The 18,303-nt window shown below is 64.3% G+C and carries 14 protein-coding genes and 2 pseudogenes; 7 read left to right on the top strand and 9 right to left on the bottom strand.

Annotated features, from left to right (window positions below; translation table 11 throughout):
• Positions 1-4 precede the first annotated feature (4 nt).
• The 4 genes and pseudogenes from NKL06_RS29585 to NKL06_RS29600 all read left to right on the top strand — a co-directional run bounded on the left by NKL06_RS29585 (position 5) and on the right by NKL06_RS29600 (position 6,978).
• Positions 5-2,457, top strand: a pseudogene (locus NKL06_RS29585) (GcvT family protein).
• The gene (locus NKL06_RS29590; RefSeq protein WP_023690993.1) at positions 2,454-3,353 is read left to right on the top strand and encodes a homocysteine S-methyltransferase family protein; all 900 of its coding nucleotides are present in this window, start codon (positions 2,454-2,456) and stop codon (positions 3,351-3,353) included. Before NKL06_RS29585 ends, NKL06_RS29590 begins: the two are co-directional and overlap by 4 nt.
• Positions 3,353-4,534 (top strand): pyridoxal phosphate-dependent aminotransferase, encoded by a 1,182-nt coding sequence (locus tag NKL06_RS29595; protein ID WP_023690992.1) that lies wholly within the window; start codon positions 3,353-3,355, stop codon positions 4,532-4,534. Before NKL06_RS29590 ends, NKL06_RS29595 begins: the two co-directional genes overlap by 1 nt.
• On the top strand, positions 4,531-6,978 hold the full coding sequence (locus NKL06_RS29600) for a GcvT family protein (RefSeq protein WP_023690991.1): 2,448 nt from the start codon (positions 4,531-4,533) through the stop codon (positions 6,976-6,978). Before NKL06_RS29595 ends, NKL06_RS29600 begins: the two co-directional genes overlap by 4 nt.
• A gap of 166 nt (positions 6,979-7,144) precedes the next feature.
• Here NKL06_RS29600 and NKL06_RS29605 read toward each other — a convergent pair whose 3' ends face one another.
• The 7 genes from NKL06_RS29605 to NKL06_RS29635 form a co-directional block, all read right to left on the bottom strand.
• Positions 7,145-7,726 (bottom strand): NAD(P)H-dependent oxidoreductase, encoded by a 582-nt coding sequence (locus tag NKL06_RS29605; RefSeq protein ID WP_023690990.1) that lies wholly within the window; start codon positions 7,724-7,726, stop codon positions 7,145-7,147.
• Positions 7,726-8,307, bottom strand: coding sequence for an NAD(P)H-dependent oxidoreductase (locus NKL06_RS29610; RefSeq protein ID WP_023690989.1), 582 nt, complete (start codon positions 8,305-8,307; stop codon positions 7,726-7,728). Before NKL06_RS29610 ends, NKL06_RS29605 begins: the two co-directional genes overlap by 1 nt.
• A 286-nt stretch (positions 8,308-8,593) precedes the next feature.
• The gene (locus NKL06_RS29615; RefSeq protein WP_031196657.1) at positions 8,594-9,997 is read right to left on the bottom strand and encodes an FAD-binding oxidoreductase; all 1,404 of its coding nucleotides are present in this window, start codon (positions 9,995-9,997) and stop codon (positions 8,594-8,596) included.
• Complete coding sequence (locus tag NKL06_RS29620; protein WP_023690987.1) at positions 9,997-11,298, bottom strand: cytosine deaminase; 1,302 nt, start codon at positions 11,296-11,298, stop codon at positions 9,997-9,999. The genes NKL06_RS29615 and NKL06_RS29620 overlap by 1 nt, the downstream gene beginning before the upstream one ends.
• 198 nt (positions 11,299-11,496) lie before the next feature.
• A complete protein-coding gene (locus tag NKL06_RS29625) occupies positions 11,497-12,348 on the bottom strand; it encodes an ABC transporter permease (protein WP_023670772.1) in 852 nt (283 codons plus the stop codon).
• A complete protein-coding gene (locus NKL06_RS29630; protein WP_023690277.1) occupies positions 12,335-13,159 on the bottom strand; it encodes an ABC transporter ATP-binding protein in 825 nt (274 codons plus the stop codon). Before NKL06_RS29630 ends, NKL06_RS29625 begins: the two co-directional genes overlap by 14 nt.
• Positions 13,160-13,161: 2 nt before the next feature.
• Positions 13,162-14,166, bottom strand: a complete 1,005-nt coding sequence (locus NKL06_RS29635; protein WP_023670774.1) for an ABC transporter substrate-binding protein — start codon at positions 14,164-14,166, stop codon at positions 13,162-13,164.
• 255 nt (positions 14,167-14,421) lie between these two features.
• Here NKL06_RS29635 and NKL06_RS29640 point away from each other — a divergent pair, with 255 nt between their 5' ends.
• Together NKL06_RS29640 and NKL06_RS29645 are read left to right on the top strand one after the other, a co-directional pair.
• Positions 14,422-14,805 carry a RidA family protein gene (locus NKL06_RS29640; RefSeq protein ID WP_023690986.1) on the top strand — a complete coding sequence of 128 codons (384 nt, stop codon included), beginning with the start codon at positions 14,422-14,424 and terminating at the stop codon, positions 14,803-14,805.
• 53 nt (positions 14,806-14,858) lie between these two features.
• Positions 14,859-15,662 (top strand): creatininase family protein, encoded by an 804-nt coding sequence (locus NKL06_RS29645; RefSeq protein ID WP_023670776.1) that lies wholly within the window; start codon positions 14,859-14,861, stop codon positions 15,660-15,662.
• A 9-nt stretch (positions 15,663-15,671) separates the two neighbouring features.
• Here the strand turns inward: NKL06_RS29645 and NKL06_RS29650 are convergent.
• Both NKL06_RS29650 and cobD read right to left on the bottom strand, forming a co-directional pair.
• Positions 15,672-16,180, bottom strand: a pseudogene (locus tag NKL06_RS29650) (tyrosine phosphatase family protein).
• Positions 16,177-17,232: a threonine-phosphate decarboxylase CobD gene (cobD, locus tag NKL06_RS29655; RefSeq protein ID WP_023690984.1), complete on the bottom strand. Its 1,056-nt coding sequence runs from the start codon at positions 17,230-17,232 to the stop codon at positions 16,177-16,179. The pseudogene NKL06_RS29650 and the gene cobD overlap by 4 nt, the downstream one beginning before the upstream one ends.
• Here cobD and cbiB point away from each other — a divergent pair.
• Positions 17,231-18,208, top strand: coding sequence for an adenosylcobinamide-phosphate synthase CbiB (gene cbiB / locus NKL06_RS29660; protein ID WP_023690983.1), 978 nt, complete (start codon positions 17,231-17,233; stop codon positions 18,206-18,208). The genes cobD and cbiB overlap by 2 nt on opposite strands.
• The last annotated feature ends 95 nt before the right edge of the window (positions 18,209-18,303 follow it).

Consider the following 18,303-nt stretch of genomic DNA (forward strand, 5'->3'; position numbering starts at 1 on the left):
TAATATGGCCGGTTTGCCGACCACGGCACGCGTGGTGATCATCGGAGGCGGTGTCGTCGGCACCTCCTCGCTCTATCACCTTTGCAAGGCCGGCTGGACCGACTGCGTGCTTTTGGAAAAGAACGAGCTGACCTCGGGCTCGACCTGGCATGCCGCCGGCAACGTGCCGACCTTCTCGTCGTCCTGGTCGCTGATGAACATGCAGCGCTATTCGACCGAGCTTTATCGCGGTCTCGCCGACGCGGTCGACTATCCCATGAACTACCACGTTACTGGCTCGCTCCGCCTCGCCCACACCAAGGAGCGCATGCAGGAGTTCCAGCGCGCCAAGGGCATGGGCCGCTACCAGGGCATGGACATCGCCATTGTCGGCCCTGATGAGGTCAAGCGCCGCTATCCCTTCATCGAGACGCATGACCTCAAAGGTGCGCTCTACGATCCAAACGACGGCGACATCGACCCCGCGCAGCTGACGCAGGCACTGGCCAAGGGTGCGCGCGACATGGGCGCCAGGATCGTCCGCTTCTGTCCGGTGTCAGGTGTGCGCCGCGAGAACGACGAATGGGTTGTCGAGACGCCGCAAGGCGAGATCCGTTGCGAAATCGTCGTCAACGCCGCCGGCTACCGAGCCGCGGAAGTCGGCAAAATGTTGGGCCGCGACGTCCCGATGATGGTGATGAGCCATCAGTACATCTTGTTCGAGGAAATCCCCGAACTGGTGGCGTGGTCGAAGGAGCAGGGCAAGAAGCTGCCGCTGCTGCGCGACGTCGACACCTCCTACTATCTGCGCCAGGAAAAGAACGGCATGAATCTCGGTCCCTATGAGCGCAATTGCCGCGCGCATTGGGCAACCCACAACGACCCGATGCCGGAGGACTTTTCCTTCCAGCTCTTCCCCGACGATCTCGACCGTCTCGAGCACTACCTTGCCGATGCCGTAGCCCGCGTGCCGATTCTCGGCACTGCCGGCCTGTCCAAGGTGATCAACGGGCCGATCCCTTACGCGCCGGACGGCAATCCGCTGATCGGTCCGATGCCCGGCGTTCCCAACGCGTTCGAGGCCTGTGTCTTCACCTTCGGCATCGCCCAGGGCGGCGGCGCCGGCAAGGTGCTGGCCGAATGGGTTACGCAGGGCCAGACCGAATGGGACATGTGGTCTTGCGATCCGCGCCGTTTCACCAGCTTTGCGGCCGCCCCCGACTATAGCGTCGCCAAGGGCATGGAGATCTACGGCAACGAATACGCCATCCAGTTCCCGCGCCATGCCTGGCCGGCCGGGCGCGACCGCAAGCTGTCGCCGATCCACGATCGCATCAAGGCGCTCGGCGCCCAGTTCGACGCCTATAATGGCTGGGAGCGTGCCACCTGGTATGCGCAACCCGGTGACGACACGTCGGAAGAAGCAACACTCACCTTCCGCCGCGACGGGCCGTGGCAGCACCGCGTGCGCGAAGAATGCCTGGCGGTGCGCGACGCCGCCGGCATTCTGGACCTGCCCGGCTTCTCGCGCTTCAACCTCGAAGGTCCTGGCGCAGCCGAATGGCTGGCGCTGCAGGTCACCGGCCTGGTGCCCAAGCCGGGCCGCATCGGCCTCGCCTATTTCGCCGACGACAAGGGCCGCATCGTCACCGAGATGTCGGTGGTGCGCCATGGCGAAGAGCAGATGACGCTGATCACCGCGGCGGTAGCGCAGTGGCACGATTTCGAATGGCTGAAGTCGCGCCTGCCGAAGGACGCAGCTTTCACCCTCACCGACAGGACCGAAGACTATTCGACGCAAATCCTCGCCGGCCCCAATTCGCGCAAGATCCTGGCCGAGGTCTGTGGCGCGGATCTCTCGCTGCCCTGGCTGACGCATCAGGAAACCACCATCGCCGGCCGCTGGGCGAAGCTGGTGCGGGTATCCTTCGCCGGCGAACTCGGCTGGGAAATCCACGCCAAGGTGGGAGACACCGCCGCCATCTTCGACGCCGTCTGGACGGCGGGACAAAAACACGGTCTGAAACCGTTCGGCATGTATGCGCTGGATTCGCTGCGCCTCGAAAAGGGCTACCGGACCTGGAAGGGCGACCTGTCGACCGACTATACGGTCCTGCAGGGCGGGCTCGAGCGCTTCGTAAAATGGGACAAGCCCGACTTCCGCGGCAAGGCAGCCCTGCAGAACGAAAAGCAGCAAGGCGTAAAGAAGCGCTTCGTCACGCTGGTGGTCGAAAACCCCGGCGATTGCGACGCGCCGTCGGTGTCGACGCTCTGGCATGACGGCAAGATCGTCGGCGAGACGACGTCCGGCGGCTGGGGCATCGCATCGACAAATCGATCGCGCTCGGCATACTGCGCGCCGACCTGGCTGAACCCGATACCGCGATCGAGATCGAAATCTTCGGCGATCGCTTTCGGGCGGTCGTGCAGAAAGACGAGCCGCTGTGGGATCCGAAAAACGAAAGATTGAGAGCATGAAGAAAGTCATTCTCACCGATGGCGGCATGGGCCAGGAACTGGTCCGCCGCAGCAGCTCCGAGCCGACGCCGCTCTGGTCGGCCAGGGTGCTGATCGACGAGCCGGATCTGGTGCGTGGCCTGCATGCCGAATTCATCCGGGCCGGCGCTCGCGTCATCACCATCAACACCTATTCGGCGACGCCGGAGCGGCTCGCGCGGGAAGGAGCAGAAGACCTCTTCAGGCCCTTGCAGAAGCGCGGCATCGAATTGGCAAGACAGGCACGCGAGGAGGCAGGCGATGCAGCGATCGCCGGCTGCCTGTCACCGCTGTTCGGCAGCTATGCGCCGGCGCTGACCATATCGTTCGAGGAGACGCTGGACATCTATCGCCGCATCGTCGCCGAGCAGACCGACGGCGTCGACCTGTTCCTGTGCGAGACCATGGCCTCAGCCGACGAAGGCCGTGCGGCCGTTACCGCTGCGTCGGAAAGCGGCAAACCTGTCTGGGTGTCTTGGACGCTCGCCGATCACGGCGCGCCGCGGCTGCGCAGCGGCGAAACAATAGCGGCAGCGGCGGACGCCCTCGACGGGCTGACGGTTGCAGCGCGCCTGGTGAATTGCTGCCGGCCAGAAGCGATCGCCGCGGCACTGCCCGAATTGATTGCTCTCGGCGGCCCGGTCGGCGCCTATGCCAATGGCTTCACCTCTGTCGAAGCGCTCAAGCATGGCGGAACGGTCGAAGTGCTGCACGCACGCCACGACCTTGATCCGGATGCCTATGCCGACCAGGCGCTCGGCTGGGTCGCCGCTGGCGCCACCATCGTCGGCGGCTGCTGCGAAGTCGGCCCTGCCCACATCGCCGCGTTGCGCGATCAGCTCGAACAGGCCGGCCACGAAATCTCGGGAGTATCCTGATGCCCAGACCCTCATCGCGCATTTCCGGCATCGTGCCTTCGGGCAAGGATGGCTGGGAGGTCCACACCGAGGCATGGGCCCGCAAGGAGGCCGGCCAGGACATCATCATGCTGTCGGTCGGCGACCATGATTTCGATACGCCGAGCCAGACGATCGAAGCCTGCGTGACGGCGGTTCGCGGCAGCAACCACCACTACACCCCGCTTCCCGGCGTTCCGCGCCTGCGCAGGGCGATGGCGGCGGCCTCGACCGCTTGCACCGGGGTCGAGACGGCACCTGACCAAGTCATCGCCACGCCGGGCGGCCAGGCTGCCCTTTACGCGGCCGTGCAGGCCGTTCTCGACCAGGGCGACCACGCTATCGTGGTGGCGCCCTACTACGCGACTTATCCCAACACGTTCAGCGCCGCCGGCGCCAGCTTCACCGTCGTCGAGACGCCGGCCGAGGACGGTTTCCAGCCGCACGCCGAGATGATCCGCGCGGCGCTCAAGCCCAACACGCGCGCCATTTTGATCAACACGCCGAACAACCCGACCGGCGCCGTCTATTCGCGTGAGCGTCTGGAAGAGCTGGCCGAGATCTGCCGCGAGCACGATCTCTGGCTGCTGTCGGACGAGGTCTACTGGACGCTCGGCGGCGGCGAGCACATCTCGCCGCGCGGCCTGCCCGGCATGGCCGAGCGCACGCTGGTCATCAATTCGATGTCCAAGAGCCACGGCATGACCGGCTGGCGCATGGGCTGGCTGACCGGCCCGACGCAGATGATCACGCTGTTGACCAATCTCAATCTGGTGACGACCTACGGCCTGCCGGCCTTCATCTCGATCGCCTGCGCCGAGGCGCTGGAGAACTGCTTTGGCGTCAAGGAGATCGCCGAACGCTATGCGGCGCGCCGCACCGTCCTGCTCGACGCCGTGCGCGGCATGAACAATGTCAGCGTGCACGGCTCCGAGGGCGGCATGTATGTCATGCTCGACATCTCCGCCGTCGAGCCCGACGACGAGAAATTCGCCTGGGCCTTTCTCGACCAGGAGAGTGTCGGCGTCATGCCGGGTTCCAGCTTCGGCAAGGCCGCTGCCGGCCACATCCGCATCAGCCTCTGCCAACCGGAACCGGTGCTTCAGGAAGCCGCAAAACGCCTGTGCCGCTTCGCATCCGGCTATCGCCGCGAGGCCGCATGACCAGAAGCATTCCCATCAAGGCCCGCGCGGTTATTATCGGCGGCGGTGTCTCCGGCTGTTCGGTCGCCTACCACCTGGCCAAGCTCGGCTGGACCGACATCGTGCTGCTGGAACGCAAGCAGCTGACCTCGGGAACGACCTGGCACGCCGCCGGCCTGATCGGCCAGCTGCGCGGCTCGCAGAACATGACGCGGCTGGCGAAATATTCGGCCGACCTCTACGTCAAGCTGGAGGCCGAGACCGAAGTCGGCACCGGCATGCGCCAGGTCGGCTCGATCACCGTGGCGCTGACCGAGGAGCGCAAGCACGAGATTTACCGTCAGGCCTCGCTCGCCCGCGCCTTCGATGTCGATGTGCGCGAGATTTCGCCTGGTGAAGTCAAGGAGATGTACCCGCATCTCAACGTGTCCGATGTGGTCGGCGCCGTGCATCTGCCGCTCGACGGCCAATGCGATCCGGCCAACATCGCCATGGCGCTGGCCAAGGGCGCCCGCCAGCGCGGCGCCACAGTCGTCGAGAATGTGAAGGTCACCAAGGTCCACACCAAGGCCGGTCGCGTCGCCGGCGTGTCGTGGGCGCAAGGCGACGACCAGGGCACGATCGAGGCCGACATCGTCGTCAACTGCGCCGGCATGTGGGCGCGCGAACTCGGCGCCCAGAACGGCGTCACCATCCCGCTGCATGCCTGCGAGCATTTTTATCTCGTCACCGAGCCGATCCCCGGCCTTGGCCGGCTGCCGGTGCTGCGCGTGCCGGATGAGTGCGCCTACTACAAGGAAGACGCCGGCAAGATGATGCTTGGCGCCTTCGAGCCGGTGGCCAAGCCCTGGGGCATGGACGGCATAAGCGAGGATTTCTGCTTCGACCAGTTGCCGGAGGACATGGAGCATTTCGAGCCGATCCTCGAGATGGGCGTCAACCGCATGCCGATGCTGGCAACCGCCGGCATTCACACCTTCTTCAACGGCCCCGAAAGCTTTACCCCCGACGACCGCTACTATCTCGGCGAAGCGCCGGAGCTGTCGGGCTACTGGATGGCGACCGGCTACAACTCGATCGGCATCGTGTCGTCCGGCGGCGCCGGCATGGTGCTGGCGCAGTGGATCAATGACGGCGAAGCGCCCTTCGACCTCTGGGAAGTCGACATCCGCCGCGCCCAGCCATTCCAGAAGAACCGCCGCTATCTCAAGGAGCGGGTCTCCGAGACGCTCGGCCTGCTCTATGCCGACCATTTCCCCTACCGGCAGATGGCAACGTCCAGGAATGTCAGGCGATCGCCCCTGCATGAACACCTGAGGGCGCGCGGCGCGGTCTTCGGCGAAGTCGCCGGCTGGGAGCGCGCCAACTGGTTCGCCCGCGAAGGGCAAGAGCGCGAATACCGCTATTCCTGGAAGCGGCAGAACTGGTTCGACAACCAGCGCGAGGAACACCTGGCGGTCCGCAACAAGGTCGGCCTGTTCGACATGACCTCGTTCGGCAAGATCCGTGTCGAGGGCCGCGATGCCTGCGCGTTCCTGCAAAGGCTCTGCGCCAACGACATGGACGTGGCGCCGGGCAAGATCGTCTACACTCAGATGCTCAACCAGCGCGGCGGCATCGAGAGCGATCTTACCGTGTCGCGGCTGTCGGACACGGCCTATTTCCTCGTCGTACCGGGCGCGACGTTGCAACGCGATCTCGCCTGGCTGCGGCGGCATGTCGGCGAGGAATTCGTTGTCATCACCGATGTGACGGCGGCAGAAAGCGTGCTCTGCCTGATGGGTCCGGATGCGCGAAAGCTGATCCAGAAAGTCAGCCCTAACGATTTCTCCAACGAGAACAATCCGTTCGGCACCTTCCAGGAGATCGAGATCGGCATGGGCCTCGCCCGCGCCCACCGCGTCACCTATGTCGGCGAACTCGGCTGGGAGCTTTATGTCTCTACCGACCAGGCTGCCCATGTTTTCGAGGCGATCGATGAGGCGGGGGCGGATGTCGGCCCGAAACTTTGCGGCCTGCATACGCTCGATTCCTGTCGCATCGAAAAGGCGTTTCGGCATTTCGGCCACGACATCACCGACGAGGACAATGTGCTGGAGGCCGGCCTCGGCTTTGCGGTCAAAACCGCCAAGGGCGAGTTCATCGGCCGCGATGCGGTGCTGAAGAGAAAAGAAGCCGGCCTGTCGCGCCGGCTGGTGCAGTTCCGTTTGAAAGACCCTGAACCCCTGCTCTTCCACAACGAGGCGATCCTGCGCGACGGCAAGATCGTCGGCCCGATCACATCGGGGAATTACGGCCACCATCTCGGCGGCGCGATCGGACTGGGCTATGTGCCCTGCCAGGGCGAGAGCGAGGCGGATGTGCTGGCCTCGTCATACGAGATCGAGATCGCCGGCGAGCGTTTTGCGGCGGAAGCATCGCTGAAGCCGATGTACGATCCCAAGGCGGAACGGACGAGGATGTAGCACCTTTTTACCCTCCCCTTGTGGGGAGGGTCGGCTCGCAGTCGGAGCGAAGCGGCGATTGCGAGACGGGGTGGGGGTGCGCCCTACGAGACCCCCACCCCGCTTCGCAAAAGCCGCCTTGCGGCACTTGCTGCGCGACCCTCCCACAAGGGTAGGGTGAAGAAGCTTAAAACCGCTCCAGCTTCGCCCGCACTTTCACCAGAAACGCCGCCCTCGTCCTTGGCGTCGAGGCGTCCATCAGGTAGTGCGCCAGGAAAAACGTCCGGCAGCGGCGGGCGCACAGCGCGCGCATACCGCGCAGCAAGGTCTTGCGGCCGGGCTGGCCGACGACGACGCTCCACCAGGTCGGCGCGCCGCAGGTGGTAATGACGCCGACCCTGGTGACATGTGTCATCAGCGACGTGATGCGCCCCTTGCCCAGCTTGAAGGCGACATCGGTCGCCCAGACCCGGTCGAGCCAGCCCTTCAGCATGGCCGGCAGCCCGTACCACCAGGTCGGATAGATGAACAGGATCGCCTCAGCCCAGGCGAGATGCTCGAAATGCGGTTTTAGGGCCGGATCCTCCGGCGCCCGCTCATTGTAGGCGCGTCGCTCTTCGCAGCCCATCACCGGATCGAATTTCTCCGCATAGAGGTCGAGCAGCCGCACCTCCCAGCCGCGTGCCTTCAGCACATCGACTGCGGCATCTCTGATGGCGGCGCAAAAGCTTTCGGGCACCGGATGGCAATAGACCACCAGCACGCGCATCAGAATTCATCCATCCCGGCCGCGACCTTGGCCATGAAGGCTGCCCGCGTCTCGTCGGTCGACAGGTTCATCGAATAATGAGCGAGGTAGGACACCGAGGCGCCGGGCCTGATCGTCGCGCGCAGCATCCGCTTGACCAATCTGCGTGGCGGATCGCCCATCAGCATGGCGCGGAAGCGGCTGCCGCCATAGGTGGTGACGGCGGTCAGCTTGCGGATGTTGTGGAGCGAAGGCTGCGCCTTGCCGTCGACCAATTTGAACGACACGCCGGGCAGAAACACGCGGTCGAAAAAGCCTTTCAGGATGGCCGGGAAGCCGTAGTTCCAGACGGGATATGACAGCACCAGCGCCTCGGCCTTGAGCAGCCGCTCGACATAGGGCGCGGCCGGCTCCGCAGGGCTGCGTTGGTTATGATAATCCAGCCTCTCCCCGCGCGTCAGCCTGGGGTCGAAATCCTCTGCATAGAGATCGCAATCGTCGACCTCATGGCCGGCGGCCGTCAGCCGCTCGACGATCGTGCGGTGCAGGCCTGCATTGAAGCTGGTCTCCACCGGGTGTGCGTAGAGGACGAGGACTTTCATGGGGAAATGCTTGCGAGGTGGGCGCGAGGCACCCCCCTCTGCCCTGCCGGGCATCTCCCCCGCAAGGGGGGAGATCGGACTGCCGCATCGCTTTCACTAATTGTCAGCGTGTCAGATTGGCCGCGGCGTTCAGGCTGCCAATCTCCCCCCTTGCGGGGGGTGAGAAGTGGTCGGCGAAGCCGATGGGAAGCCAATTGCTTGGCTTTCCAAACGACGAACGCCCGAAGCGGCAGCGTAGGGCCTGTGCCGGCAGGACAGAGGGGGGTGCTCAAGCTCAAACCTCTGCTCATTCTGCTTTCTGCAAACCCTTGAACAAAAAAGTCCGGCCCGAGCGATAGTCGTAATCCGGATTTTCCCAGGCGATCATCTTGCCGGGATTGAGCAGGCCTTGCGGATCGGTCTCGCGCTTGAAGGCGAGCTGGATTTCATCCGTCTGCTTCATGCCGCCCTCTTCCAGCGTGTAGCGGTGCGGGTTGAAGATCGGGCAGCCGTTCTCCTCATGCAGCCGGATGATTTCGTTGAGCCGCGCCTCGGTGGTGAATTTCACCAGCGGCAGGCCGAAGCAGGTGATGTTGCCGTCGAGGCGCACGAATTCGAGATGCGAAAAGACCTCGTTCGGAAACATCGCGTCCATCTTCTCCACCAGCGCCAGCTGGTTGGGAAACGGATAGAGCGATTGCAGATAGGTGATCGCGGGATCGACCCGCAGTGCCCTGAGCGTGGTGTGGTTCCACGCCAGTTCGAAGCCCGGCGGCAGGCCCTTTTTCTCTTCGTCCGTTGCCGTCGCCGCATTGAAGATGACTTCGCCGCCGGCGCGGCGGGTGAAGGCGAGGAACGCGTCTAGCCCATGCCGGGCAACCATGACGACGCAGATGCTTTGCCCGTCCCGGAAGAACTTCTGGTGGCGCTTGAAATAGAGCTGCGGCACGGGCGCGGCGATCGGCGTGATCAGCTTGGTCAGGATGCCGTCCTGGCGTGCCAGCGCGTTGCCGTAGCGGGCTGCCGGCATGAAAGCGTCGAAGCCGACGATCACGTCGATCCATTCATAGGCTGCAGTCAGCGGCATCTCGACCTCGGTGATGATGCCGTTGGTGCCATAGGCGTGGGTGACCTTGTGCAGGTCCTCGCCGGCGAGTTCGAGCGCCTTCGGCTCCGCCTCCATAGTGACGACGCGCAGGCGCAGCACATTGCCGAAATCACGCAGACCGCCGAAATTGATCGAGCCAACGCCGCCCGAGCCGCCGGCGATGAAGCCGCCGATCGAGGCGGTGTTGTAGGTCGACGGCGACAGCCGCAGTTCCTGCCCGGAATGCGCGCGCGTCGCTCTGTCGATGTCGGCGAGGATCGCGCCCGGCCCGGTGACGACGCGGCCCGGCGCTATGGCCTTGATCTCGTTCATCTCGGCAAGGTTCAAAACCACGCCGCCCGATAGCGGCATCGCCTGACCGTAATTGCCGGTGCCGCTGCCGCGCGGCGTCACCGGAACGCCATGACGGTGGCAAGCGGTAAGCACGCGGATCAGTTCGGCCTCGTTCCTGGGCGTCACGATCAGGTCGCCGGTGACGTGGTCGAGCTGCTGCTTCAGCACCGGGCTGTACCAGTAGAAGTCGCGGCTCTTCTGCTGGACGATGGCCGGATTGTCGTCGAGCTTTATCCCGTCGAGATCACGTTTGAGCGCCGAAACATCCATCATTCCACCATCAGTTCGTCGAGCTCGGCATAGTCGGGCAATTGCCTGTCGATCGCTCGGCCGTTGCGCACGACGATGCGATCCGATTCGGGCCGCGACAGCAATTCCGTCCAGCTCCGCCCTTTGAAGACGATGAAATCGGCGCTGCCACCGGCTGCCAGTGTTCCGACACCATCGAGCCGCATCACCTTGGCCGGCGTCGCCGCCACCGTCTGCGGCCAGTCGCCGACCGGATGGTCGAAATGCAGGATGCGCGTCGCCATGCGGTAGACCTCCAGCATGTCGAGATCGCCATAGGCATAGAAAGGATCGCGGGTGTTGTCGGAGGCGACCGCGACCGCAATGCCCCTCGCCTTCATCTCGTGCAGCAAGGTCACGCCGCGCCAGCGTGGCGTGGTCTGGTCGGCGCGCCGGTCCTGCAGATAGAGATTGCACATTGGCAGCGACACCACCGCCAGCCGCGCCTTGGCCACCTTGTCGAGTGTATCGAGCACGTCGAGATCCGGCTGGCGCGCCAGCGAGCAGCAATGTCCCACCAGGATGTTGCCCTCAAAACCGTTCCAGAGTGCAGCCTCGGCAATCTTCTTCAGCGAGATCGCCGCGATGTCGTCGGTCTCGTCGGCGTGGAAATCGAGATCGAGCCCGTGCTTGTTCGCCTCGGCGAACACCTTGTCGAGAAGCTCTTCGAGATCCGGCACCATATAGGTGACGACGCCGAGCACGCCCTTGGCCGCAGCCACACGCTTGGCCAGCCTCTCGAACCACTTTCTGTCGCGCACGCCTTCGATGCCGAGCAGGCAGGCCGCCTGCAGCTCGATGCGGCCGCGCCATTTCTCCCGCATCGCCTCGAACACCGGCCAGGAGATTTCCTCCTGTGGCGGCACGCTGTCGAGATGAGTGCGCAAGGCCTTGGTCCCGTGCGCGTAGGCCGAGCGCAAAGAGAAATCCATGCGCCGCGCCACGTCCTCGGCGCTCCAGCGCGCTGCACGGTCGGCGCCGGTGGCATTGAGCGCGCCCATGAAACTGCCGTCGGGATTGGGTTTGCGCGGCCAGATCTGGCCCTTGTCGATATGGGTGTGGCAGTCGACGAAGCACGGCAGGATGATGCGGCCGGCAAGGTCGATGGCGGTGGCTGGCGCTTTTGATTTCTTGTGCGCGGCGATGCTGGAGAGCTTACCGTCGGCGACGGCGATGTCGGCCAGCGCGAAACCGTCGGTGTCGTAAGTGGGGGCAAGACCTGATGTCAGCGACCGGTGAAGGCGGACGTTGGTGAGATGGTACGAGCCAGAGGTCGGTATCAAGGACCGCCCCCCTCTGCCCTGCCGGGCATCTCCCCCTCAAGGGGGGAGATTGGCAGCTTTTCCGACAGCACCCGTCTTCCAACGTCGATAATTGGCGAAATCCCGGATGACGTCCAATCTCCCCCCTTGAGGGGGAGATGGCCGGCAGGCCAGAGGGGGGTGTTTCGCGCCAGCATCTCAATCACGTCACCCAACCCCCTACCGCTCCTGCTTCAGCGCGCTCTCGTGCCAGCGGCGCAGGATGAGATGCGACACCAGCGACAGCACCAGGAAGATCAATATGCCGGTGAGCGAGATCAGGATCAGCGCCGCGAACAGCCTTGGCGCGTTGAGGCGGTAGCCGGCCTCGATGATGCGCGACGCCAGCCCCGACGACTGCCCCTGCGCGCCGGCGACGAACTCGGCCACCACGGCGCCGATCAGCGACAGGCCGCCGGCTATCTTCAAGCCTCCTAGAAAATACGGCATGGCCGCCGGCAGTCTGAGATAGCGCAATTGCTGCCAGCGCGTCGCGCCGTTGAGCTTGAACATGTCGCGCAGATTGCGGTCGACCGAATTGAGGCCGAGCGTGGTGTTGGACAGGATCGGGAAGAACGCGACGATCCAGGCGCAAAGCAAAAGCTTCACCGTCTGGTTGTCCACATAGATGTTGATGAGCGGGAAGACCGCCACGATCGGCGTTACCTGCAGCACGATGGCGAAGGGAAAGAACGACATCTCCACCCATTTTGATTGCGCAAACAGCACCGCCAGTCCGACGCCGCCGACCACCGCGAGCAGCAGGCTGAGAAAGGTTATGCGCAACGTGACCAGCAGCGCGGAGAACAGGAGCCCGGCATCGCTATAGAGCGTCCACAGCACCACGCCGGGGCGCGGCAGAATATATTGCGGGATCGCGTTCCACACGCAGATGCGGTCCCACAGCCAGATCGCCAGGATCATGATCGCCAAAGGCAAGACCCACCGGCCGATCCGCTCCAGCCGCTCCTGGCGTACGCGGCCGGCCTCTTCCGCGTCGAGCGTTGCGGCATTCTGGTCAATGGCCGTCATGGTGCGGTCCGGCTGATGTGTTGATGGCGTTGACCAGGATGTCCGAGGCCTGGCGGCAGAGCGCGGCATAGTCGGGCGAGGTGCGAAACACCTCGTCGCGTGGATAGGCGGCATCGATTGCCAACTCGGCATGGACGCGGCCCGGCCGCGCCGCCATGACGACGACGCGGTTTGACAGGAACACGCTTTCGAAGACGCTGTGGGTGACGAAGACGACGGTGAAGCGCTCGTCCTGCCACAGCTCCAGAAGGTCGTTGTTGAGCTTGAAGCGGGTGATCTCGTCGAGTGCCGCGAACGGCTCGTCCATCAACAGAATGCGCGGCTTCGTCACCATGGCGCGTGCGATCGAGACGCGCATCTTCATGCCGCCGGAAAGCTCGCGCGGCACGGCGTTTTCGAAACCGGTCAGGTGCACCCGCTCCAGCATCTCCATCACCACCGGCGCCGCCTTGGCACGCGACACGCCTTTCAGCCTGAGCGGCAACCAGACATTGTCGAAGACATCGGCCCAGGGCAGCAGCGTCGGTTCCTGGAAGACGAAGCCGATATTGGCGCGGTCGATCGAACCGCCCCAGTCGAGTTGACCGGATGTCGGCGTCGACAGGCCCGCGATCAGCCTCAACGCCGTCGACTTGCCGCAGCCGGACGGCCCGAGCAGGCTGACAAAATCGCCCTCGCGGATGGCGAGATCGACGTCGCTCAATGCAGTCACGCCATTGGAAAACACCTTGCCGACATGGCGCAGCGTCAGCAGCATCGGGCCTTCACCCGATGCCGTCATGGGCGCCTGCGCCATCTTTTCCAGCTTCACGATTACTTCTTCAGCTCGATTCCGACACCTTTGTTGATGAAGGCCAGCGTATAGGCCTTCTTGATATCGATGCCCTCGGGCGTGACCTTGGCCTTGACCATCTTGTCATAAAAGCTCTTGATCCGGTCTTCGTTCATGGCGCCGATGCCGAGCTTTTCGGTGTCGCCGGAATCGGCCAGGCCGAACTTCTTCATCTGCTCGATCGAGAAGGCAATCTGCTCGTCGCTCATGTCGGGATTGTCTTTCTTGATCATCTCGTTGGCGGCCTTGTTGTCGCCGTAGAGGTAGTTGTACCAGCCCTTGGCCGAGCCATCGACGAAGCACTGGACCACCTCCGGCCGCTTGTCGATCGTGTCCTGCATCACCTCGATCGTCGTCGAATAGGTGTCCCAGCCATAGTCGGCCAGCAGGAACTGGTTGGGCACGAAGCCGCCTTCCTTCTTGACCGCAAAAGGCTCCGAGGTGACGTAACCCTGCTGGATCGACTTCTTGTTGGCTAGGAATGGAGCGGTGTTGTAGGTGTAGGGCACGCGCTTGGCGGCATCGAAACCGAGTTCGATGACCATCCACTGGAAGAAGGTCTGGACGCCCTCGTCGCCGAGAATGTACTGGTCGGCGTTCTTCAAATCCTCCCACTTGTCCAGCCCCTGCCCCGGGTGGGACATGATGACTTGAGGGTCCTTCTGGAAATCGGCGGCGACGACGCGCATCGGGATGCCCTGCTGGACGGCGTCGAAGGCCGACAGCAGATTGCCGCCCATGTAGAAATCGAGCTTGCCGGCCAGCAGCAGCGGCCGCCCGCTGACCTGCGGACCTCCCTGCGAAATCGTCACGTCGAGGCCACATGCAGCGTAGGTGCCGTCGGCGACGGCCTGGTAGTAGCCGCCATGCTCGGGCTCGGCCAGCCAGTTGGTGCCGAAGGTGACCTTCTCGTTTGCTGCCGCGCCGAACGTGCCGGCTCCAAGCAGCGCGACCGCAAGCGCTGAAATCTTCTGTTTTCCGTACATCGACACCACCCTTTGTTGGCTCCGGAGCGTCACGCGCCGGGCTCGACACCATTGATCCAAGAAGCAAGACACATGCCACCGCCCGGGCCGCCTGCTTGCGCGGCAGTCACTGCCAACACCGGACGGGTCATGCTGTGCGGGAGGCATCGTGCCTATTTTTTGGACGCCTGTCCACAATCGCCCTTGTGCCATGCACCACATCTTGAACGTACTATCGGTCACGTCTTAGGCTGGTCTCGCAGACAGGAGATTGCCATGTTCAGATACCTCGCGCCGAAGTCGATCAAGCCGCCTTTCGCCCGCTATAGCCACGGCGTCGAGGTGCCGCCAGGCAAGCGGCTGGTTCTGTGCTCCGGTCAGGTCGCCATCACGGCGGACGACCAGATCCCCGAGGATGCCGGCGCGCAGGCCGAGCTCTGCTTTCAAAACATAGCGGCGATTCTGGCTGAAGCCGGGCTGGGGCTAGGCGACATCGTGCGCATAAACGCCTACGTCACCGACCGCGCCTTTCTGCGGCCCTATATGGACGTCCGCGACCGCTTGTTTGCCAGCCCCGCGCCCGCCTCGACGCTGATGATCGTGTCAGGCTTTGCGCGGCCGGAGTTCAAGGTCGAGATCGAGGCGATTGCGGCTGGGTGATCGACAGGCGACGTTTGGCGCGCTAGGTCTCCCTCACAGCCAAGAGGCATGACATGACCGTTGCAAACAGACGCGTTTGGTGGGGCGACTACCGGACCACCGAATACGCCGCGATCGATCCGGAGGCGACGATTGCCGTGCTGCCGGTGGCGGCGATCGAGCAGCACGGCCCGCATCTGCCTGTATCAACCGATACCTCGATCATGAACGGCATGCTGGAGACGGTCATCGCCCGCCTGCCCGGCGATCTCGACATCCGCATCCTGCCGGTCCAAACGGTCGGCAAGTCGAACGAGCATCTGCAGGCGCCGGGCACGCTCACCCTGCCGGCGGCCACCCTGGTTGATGCCTGGACCGAGCTTGGCCTGTCCGTTGCCCGCGCAGGCGTAAGGAAACTGATCGTCGTCAACTCGCATGGCGGCAATGAAGAGATCATGGGCATCGTCACGCGCGAGCTGCGCGTGCGTGAGAGGATGCTGGCGGTGAAGACCAGCTGGCAGCGCTTCGGCCGCCCCGCCGGCATGTACACCGAGCTGGAAGACCGCCATGGCATCCATGGCGGCGACGTCGAGACCTCGTTGATGCTGCATTTTCGCCCGGAGTTAGTCGACATGGCCAAGGCCGACAATTTCGCCTCCAAGGTCGCCCGCGCCGAAACCGAATTTGCGCTGCTGCGCCACACCGGAACGCACGCTTTCGCCTGGATCGCTGGGGATCTCAACCCCAACGGCGTGGTCGGCGATGCCAGCATTGCCACGGCCGAGAAAGGCCGACTGACGGCGGAGCATCAGGCCGACGGCTTCATCACCCTGTTGAAGGATGTGCGCAAGGCGAAGCTTGCCGACTGGCTGGCATAGCGGGCCGCCTTAGCCGTCGATCTTCAACACGAAAGGCGTACCCTCAAAAGCATCGTCGCCGCGTCCGATCGCCTCGATCGCTTCGATCATGCGGCCTTGTCGTGAGAGAAGAGCATCCGCGACGGCGATCAACCGTGGATTGGGTGTCGCCGAGGGCGAAAGCTTCCGCAATGTCTGCGCAAGTTCGACTTCGTCGCGCTTCGGGGCGAGCGCCGCCGCAATGATATAGGCCGAGGCGGTCGAGCGGCTGATGCCGGCATAGCAATGGACGACCATGGGTTTGGCGCGGTCCCATTTCCGGGCGAAATCGAGCAGATTGCGCACATGGTCTTCGCCGGGCATGGTCATGCCGTCCTGCGCCACCGCGATGTCGTGCATGACCAGATGCAGGTGGTTTCCCTCGCGATTGAGGCCGGCCGCGTCACCTCGGTGCCGGCAGCGAGCAGCGACAGCACGCGCACGGCGCCGCTTTTGGCCACCGTCTCCTCAAGCTTTGCCAGCGAACAGATATGGATCATGGCGCGATCTCCTTCGACCCATCGTCGCGCCGTGCGCCCCAGTCGGCAAGCGCCGATTCAAGCCGCTGCCATTCCTCCTGACTTCCAGGCAGCCCCGCGCGGAGCACCTGGGGACTCTCGGAAAAATGCCTGAGCAATATGCCGCGCTCACCGAGCGTCGAAAACAGCCCCGGTGCATCGGCAAGCCGGAGATAGCGAAACAGCGTCGTGCCGCCGGCGACAGCAACGCCAAAGCGCGAAAGCAGCGCATCGAGCCGCGCCGCATCCTGCGCCAACCGCCGCCGCATGTCGGCCTGCCAGCCGCTGTCGGCAAGCGCGCGGATGCCGTATTCGAGCGCTGGGCCGGCGACCGCCCAAGGGCCGAATTGCGATCCAAGCCTTTCGACCGTCGCTGCATCGGAAAGTGCGAAGCCGAGTCGCAGGCCGGCGAGACCGAAGAACTTGCCAAACGAGCGCAGCACGACGATGCCGCCCCGCCCAACATCGCCGGTCAGGCTTTCCGCGTGCGGGCCGACATCCATGAAGGCTTCGTCGACGACCAGCAGACCGCCTATGGCGCGCAATGTCTCGGCAAGCCGAAGCAGCCTTTCCCGCGACACGACTCGCCCGTCGGGATTGTTGGGATTGACGACGATGGCAATTTCGGCTCCGGCAAGCCCCTCGAAATCGTCGACCTCCGCCACCGCATGGCCGGCAATCGCGGCGGCCCTGGCATGCTCGGCATAGGTCGGCCCGAGCACCAGCGCCTTGCCGGGGCTCACCAGCGAGGCGACGCGCGGCAGCAGGATCTGCGTGCCCGGGGCGACCACCACATTCTCGGCCGAAGGCGCGCCATAGGCGCCGGCCGCGACCCTGGCCAGCTCACGCAGGCGCGCGGCCTCCGGCAATCGTGACAGGGCGGTGGCGGGCAGCTCGAAAAGCGGGTAGGAGTGCGGATTGATACCTGTCGAGAGATCGACGAAAGGTTGTGGCGCGTGAGGGAAGAGCGCCCTCGCCCGGCCAAGGGATCCACCGTGATCCACCACAGTAATCGCTCCATCAGAAAGCTTCATGTCGATCCTGATCGCTTTCCTGTCGCTGGCCATCGAACGCATCCTGGGTTACCCGGACTGGCTGTTCCGTACCGTTGGCCATCCCGTCACCTGGTTCGGCAGGCTGATAGCCTTTCTCGACCTCAGGCTCAACCGCGACACTGATTCCGACGCGCTGCGTCGCCGCCGCGGCGTGCAGGCGCTGCTGGTGATCGTGCTGGTGCCGGCGGCAATCGCCTTCATCGTGCAAATCCTGCTCTGGCAGCTCTTTCCTGCCGGCATGATCATCACGGCAATCCTGGCCTCGTCGCTGCTGTCGCAAAAGAGCCTTACCGAACATGTCGAGGCGGTGGCCGATTCGCTGGATACCGGCGGGCTGGCGCTCGGCCGCATTGCGGTTGCGCGCATCGTCGGCCGCGATCCAGAGAAGCTCGACCATGCCGGCGTCAGCCGCGCCGCCATCGAAAGCCTGGCCGAGAATTTCTCCGACGGCATCGTTGCGCCCGCCTTCTGGACAGGTGTCTGCGGTCTGGCCGGCGGCGTCGCCTACAAGGCCGCCAACACCGCCGATTCGATGATCGGCCACCGCACCCCGCACCACGAGGCCTTCGGCGGCGCGGCGGCACTCTTCGACGACTGGATCAACCTGCCGGCGTCCCGGCTGACCGCGTTGCTGATCGTTGCCGCCGCCTTTCTCGTTGACGGCGCCGATCCCCGCAACGCCTGGCAAGCAGTGCGGCGCGACGCCAAAAAGCACCGCTCACCCAATGCCGGTTGGCCGGAAGCAGCAATGGCCGGCGCACTCGGCCTGGCGCTCGCCGGCCCGCGCAGCTATGGCGGCGTTGTCGTCAACGATGCCTTCATGGGCGAAGGCGGCCGCCGCGAGGCGGAAAGTCTGGACATCAGGCGGGCGCTGAAACTTTATCAGGTCGCCGACTATCTGCTGATTGGGCTGTTCGGGTTGCTGTCGGCGGTGCTTATCGCGGTAACGTCCTGAGAGCTTACCGTCGCCCTTCCTTTACCCTCCCCCTTGTGGGGAGGGTCGGCGCGAAGCGCCGGGGCGGGGGACTGCGCCCTACGAGGACCCCCACC

The sequence above is a fragment of the Mesorhizobium sp. C268A genome (assembly GCF_040324475.1).
Classification (GTDB): domain Bacteria; phylum Pseudomonadota; class Alphaproteobacteria; order Rhizobiales; family Rhizobiaceae; genus Mesorhizobium.

Bases quoted from the DNA above. Each gene is read 5' to 3' on its own strand.
- NKL06_RS29605 (WP_023690990.1), bottom strand. From the start codon at position 7,726: ATGCGCGTGCTGGTGGTCTATTGCCATCCGGTGCCCGAAAGCTTTTGC.
- NKL06_RS29600 (WP_023690991.1), top strand. From the start codon at position 4,531: ATGACCAGAAGCATTCCCATCAAGGCCCGCGCGGTTATTATCGGCGGC.
- cobD (WP_023690984.1), bottom strand. From the start codon at position 17,232: ATGAAGCTTTCTGATGGAGCGATTACTGTGGTGGATCACGGTGGATCC.
- NKL06_RS29590 (WP_023690993.1), top strand. From the start codon at position 2,454: ATGAAGAAAGTCATTCTCACCGATGGCGGCATGGGCCAGGAACTGGTC.
- NKL06_RS29610 (WP_023690989.1), bottom strand. From the start codon at position 8,307: ATGAAAGTCCTCGTCCTCTACGCACACCCGGTGGAGACCAGCTTCAAT.
- cbiB (WP_023690983.1), top strand. From the start codon at position 17,231: ATGTCGATCCTGATCGCTTTCCTGTCGCTGGCCATCGAACGCATCCTG.
- NKL06_RS29625 (WP_023670772.1), bottom strand. From the start codon at position 12,348: ATGACGGCCATTGACCAGAATGCCGCAACGCTCGACGCGGAAGAGGCC.
- NKL06_RS29645 (WP_023670776.1), top strand. From the start codon at position 14,859: ATGACCGTTGCAAACAGACGCGTTTGGTGGGGCGACTACCGGACCACC.
- NKL06_RS29635 (WP_023670774.1), bottom strand. From the start codon at position 14,166: ATGTACGGAAAACAGAAGATTTCAGCGCTTGCGGTCGCGCTGCTTGGA.
- NKL06_RS29615 (WP_031196657.1), bottom strand. From the start codon at position 9,997: ATGGATGTTTCGGCGCTCAAACGTGATCTCGACGGGATAAAGCTCGAC.
- NKL06_RS29595 (WP_023690992.1), top strand. From the start codon at position 3,353: ATGCCCAGACCCTCATCGCGCATTTCCGGCATCGTGCCTTCGGGCAAG.
- NKL06_RS29640 (WP_023690986.1), top strand. From the start codon at position 14,422: ATGTTCAGATACCTCGCGCCGAAGTCGATCAAGCCGCCTTTCGCCCGC.